Origin of the sequence: Candidatus Syntrophosphaera thermopropionivorans, assembly GCF_004353895.1 — a bacterium.
In the GTDB taxonomy this organism is placed as follows: Bacteria; Cloacimonadota; Cloacimonadia; order Cloacimonadales; family Cloacimonadaceae; genus Syntrophosphaera; species Syntrophosphaera thermopropionivorans.
The window spans coordinates 1-4,807 of the sequence record NZ_SMOG01000038.1; the positions used below are offsets into that span (position 1 = coordinate 1).

The following is a 4,807-nucleotide window of genomic DNA, read 5'->3' on the forward strand; positions in this document are numbered from 1 at the left end:
CTTTAATTTAATCGTTATACAAAATATATATTCTTAATTTATCAGTTCTGTCAAGCAAAAATCTCTCTCCTATCTGAAGGCTATAATGCATTTAAAAAACTCTATCTTTTTTCAGTAAATTATGAATAATTTTACTTATAACTTCGTTCACATTTTATTGGATTAAACTGTGCCTTAATTTTATTTAACTCTTTGAAGACCTGTCATTGGTTAATAATTTGGGTGCTGATTGCAATTACATAGTAGAAAGCTTGATTATGAATCTCTGAATCTACATATTGTAATTCAGTGATGGAAGCAATTAATTCAAAACCTTCATAAGGACTTAAAGTAGAGCGATATATCTGGTATTGAGTTGCGTGTGGAATCTCATTCCAGCTAAGAACTAAACCGGCAGCAGAATTAGATATAGTTACTATTGGAGGAATATTGGGGATATAACCTGAACCAGTAACCGCAATATTTAAAGTAGGATTATTAGGATCGTTACTGGTGATAACTACATTGCCTGAATAAGTAGTTGCCGATACAGGAGAAAAAATGAGATTATAGATTTTGCTGGAACCTGGATTGATTGAATAGCTCAAGGTATTGCGTGGATAATCATTATATCCGGACAATAAGGTTCCCTTACTATCTTTTAAGGTTGCATCAGAAACTGTGTAGCCTTCAGGGGTGCTGATATTTCCTGAAAGGATAGCTGTTCCAGTATTCTGTATTGAGAACTGTTCCTGAACATTACTATTAATTGCCACAGTCCCAAAATTAATAGCTAAGGGATTAATCACTATTATGGGGAGGGAGGTTTGAGAAACTATAAGGTTAATAGGAATAGTGATAGAGGGATGGAGTGCATCGTTACTATAGATAGTAAGGTTTGTAGTATAAGTACTGGGACTGAGACCTACAGAATTGAATCCTATAGGAATATCTTGAGCTGGTTCATTATAGGCTATACTTCCAGAATAAGAACCTCCACCTGAAACCGTGATCCAGGTCGGAATCATCGTAGTTAAAGTTTTAGTCACTACTACTTTATCCACACAGACTCCATAACCGTAGTGGGAGATACCCTCAAAAGCAATATAATAAGTGGAAGAAAGATTGGGAAGATTAATTGTTTCCTGGGTCCAATTGGCAATACTATTGGTATAACTGGCAATAAGATTCCAGGGAGCAGTAGAAGAGGTCCTATAGTAAACTTTAAGCTGGTCTTGATTGCCGTTTCGCGCTTCTTGTGTATGCCAGAAGGTTAAAGTGGCACTATCTGCTCCACTAAGATTAAGAGATGGTGTAATTAATTTTGTAGTATGAGAGGTAGTACTGTTATAATAGAATCTGGCATTATAAGTGCCCTCATAGGCTGAGGCAGGGTGTCCATTGTATCCACCTGTAGTAAAAGTCCAGGTAACATAACCATTAATAATGGTCTGAGTCCAGCCAGAAGGGATAGAGCCTCCATTTTCAAAACTTTCATCCAGAATAGTAGTGGAACCTGAAGGTCGGGAAACGGTAAAGTTTAAGGTTCCAGTTCCTGTCTTTCCTATAGTCAGGTTTTGTATGGCTGTTTGATCAAGATTTAACCTCTGTATAAAAAAAGAGGGAGAATAGGTTATGGTTGGAGGTGTATATGTTATAGATGTAGGGAAGATAATATCATCTATCCACGCACAATCAGAACCACTACTTTCAGATGCATCTTTAGTATATGACCATTTAAAAGTATGCTGACCTGCCGGAATAGGAAAACTGACTTGAGTCCAATCTACCGTTCCTGACCAACTACCCTGAACTATTCCATCAACTGAAAATTTAAGAAAATCATAATTGGCTTCTGAGGAAACTTTATACCAGAAAGAAAGCGTCCCTACCGAACTCAAGATTCTTATTATTTCCATTGTACTGGATTGACTATGGGTTATACTTCCACTCCGAGCTGAATAGTTACCACTATGATAAGTGCTGGAATCTATAGTCCAGGGATAGGTTCCCATTGTCCAGCCAAAAGCATTAAAGTTTCCAGTCTCAAAGTCTTCTAATATAAGTCCTAAGGTTATAGGTTCAAGTTTATTAACCGTATAAGCTCCAGCGGTAGCATTAAAGTTCAGCGTGATTAAGGTTCCTATTGTCAGACTGGCACTGGCAGTTAGATTGAAAGAAAGAGTGGTATTACTTGAAGCTGGTATAGATGAAAAAACTGCATAACCGTTATTTATAGTTATGCCAGAATCAGAACAGGACATAGTTGCTGTTCCTGAAGGAGATACAGAACCACCAATATTATTCAAAAGCAAAGAAATAGTAACCGTTTCTCCTGGGTCTAATCTTCAGTTATTATTTCCTGTGGGATCATAGATAGTGATATCTCCAAACTGCAGTGCAGGAGCAGAAATGATTCGGAAAAATTCATAGGTCCAGGGAGGGTAACCACCTATAGTCATAGTAATGGTGAAATTAGCTTCAGTGCCATTAGCAATGTTATCGGCAATACTTAAAGCAAAAGCATTATCTATGATAGTAGAAGCATTGTCAGCTAAAAATGGAATAGTTATGGTATTATTAGTGATTGTTATACCAGCAGTGGAGCAAGACAAGACACAGCTCACATTGCTGGCGGAAGATGAGCCAACATTGGAAAAAGTTACATCAAAGAATCCTGATTCATTGTATTCTGGGATATCATTATTGTCATCATCATAAACTACAGAAGAAACAGTCATCCAGGGAATATTAGGGATAATCTGGTTAATAACTCCGATATAAGTAATGCAATTAAAAGCTGTTACTGTAATTGTATATGACAAATTTCCTAATGGTGCATTAATTAAATTAATAGAAACAGTTCCAGCAGCATTGGTATAACCTCTACCATATATGCAATTATTATAAGTCATAGAAACCAGAGCCTTTGAAATGCCGGTGGAAACAATAATTGAAGTGGAACTAGAATAGATTGTGGCAGGGTGAGTAACGGTCATAGGTGTAGGTGTTTTTGTCCTTACTAAAAGGGAAGGGTCACCAAAGATATTCCAGGTTCTAAAAATATTTACACCTTCTGTTCCATAAACATCTATCATACTACAGCAGCCATTAAAGAAAAGTCCGCCAATAGTTGTTTTAGCTTCAGCCACGAGTAAATTTGTTACTTCATCCTGCGCTTCCATCGGAGGATTCCAGCTTTGATTTATAGAGCTACCATAAAAAGCAATAGCACCTCCACCTGATTTTCTAAGCCAGGCTTCAGCAAAGCAATTAGAGCCAAAATGTCCATTTAAACAAGCAACACTCATTATAAAAGGGGTCATATACCCATTGCTTAGAGCATTAACATTATTGATATTAAATCCTGTCGTATCCCAGTTTATAGTAGAACCATGTCCGCAGTAATTTCCAAATCCACGACCAGCATTGATGGCATTAGTTACTTGTGAAGCAGTTGCACTATCGTAATATATTTCATCTACTGTATTATAACCATATGCAATCAGAAGTTGCTTAATATTATCAATATGCTGATAATCATATTCACCGTCATCACCAATTCCACTGGAGGAGCCGATGCCAAAGGCATTTTGGACCCAGGAGTCCATGCTATTTAAGTCTCTTTCGTAATGTATTACTTTATTTACCTGAGTAATAACATCAGTAGTTGATTCAGCCGAAAAACGTCCTACAAAAATATCAGGATATGCATCATTTCCCGCTACTAATGAGTAAGAGGGATCACTTTCACCAGCACCATAGGTAGGTGAGGGGATATAAGCTAAATCACCTACCAGTAATATATAAGAGATTTCTCTGTTAGCAAGATATCTATTCTGAATATAGGTCTGAAGTTGGGTGGCAGTAGTCCCAATAGTAGAAAATTCAATTAATTCTGTGGGTATGCCTTTTTGATTTTTCCAGTTTACAAAATTAGTCATCTCACTTAAAAAATTCCCGTGACAGATAACCAGCATCTTACCAAAAGTATCGTTCACTGGAGTATAGCGATGTTGTTCCCAATTGAGAAAATGATTTGCATAGATAGGAATAAAATCAACAGTTATTGAGTTCCGAGGAACAGAAATAGTATTACGATTGTCCTCTCCTTCAGCGTAAATTCTAATCTTATAATGTGTGTAAACTCTTAATGTTTTAGTAAAAGCATTATAAGCAAAAGGGTAAGTTTTGATAGTTATTCCCCGGTAATCTCTCAGGATATAGGGGTCGGAAAGCTCTCCCAAATTTGCTGGATAAAATTTATCTTTCTGATAAATAGAATCAAATACATAAGGAACTGTATTCGGATTGACATTTCTATATATAATACCTTTTGAAGGGGCTACTGCTAATTCAAAATCTTGGTATTCAACATCCAGAATTTCTATCTTCATCAATGACCTGTCATTAACGATAATGCTTCTATTAAAAACTGGTAATTGAGGGTACCCTTTATTCTCTAATATCCCTTCTCCTGGTAAATAAACATTGTGCCAGGTCATATTATCAATCTGAACGGCTAATGTTTCAAATTTGCCTATCGTATATTCTAAAATAGTTTCATTTTCGGTAGAGCTTAAAACCGAAATGCCATTTTTCCCATTTCCCAGAGTTATAGTTTCAGCCATTATAATAGTAAGTGAAAAAGCAATTATAAGAAATAGAATAGTTTCTTTCATTTTTCACCTTTTATTGAACTTATTAAGATTCTATAAGATAACTTTTGATTAGCTTCTATTCAAACTATAGCAGACTATGACCGTATATGGTTTTTATAATTTTCATGCTTATTATTATTAATTATATTGTCAAGATTTTCAACCAT

Annotated in this window: 2 protein-coding genes; both read right to left on the bottom strand. The window is 35.9% G+C overall.

Going from position 1 to position 4,807, the window contains the following annotated elements:
• Window positions 1–203 precede the first annotated feature (203 nt).
• The gene (locus tag E0946_RS06970) at window positions 204–2,288 is read right to left on the bottom strand and encodes a choice-of-anchor J domain-containing protein (RefSeq protein WP_133201746.1); all 2,085 of its coding nucleotides are present in this window, start codon (window positions 2,286–2,288) and stop codon (window positions 204–206) included.
• 39 nt (window positions 2,289–2,327) lie between these two features.
• A complete protein-coding gene (locus E0946_RS06975) occupies window positions 2,328–4,661 on the bottom strand; it encodes a C25 family cysteine peptidase (protein WP_133201747.1) in 2,334 nt (777 codons plus the stop codon).
• Window positions 4,662–4,807: the final 146 nt, after the last annotated feature.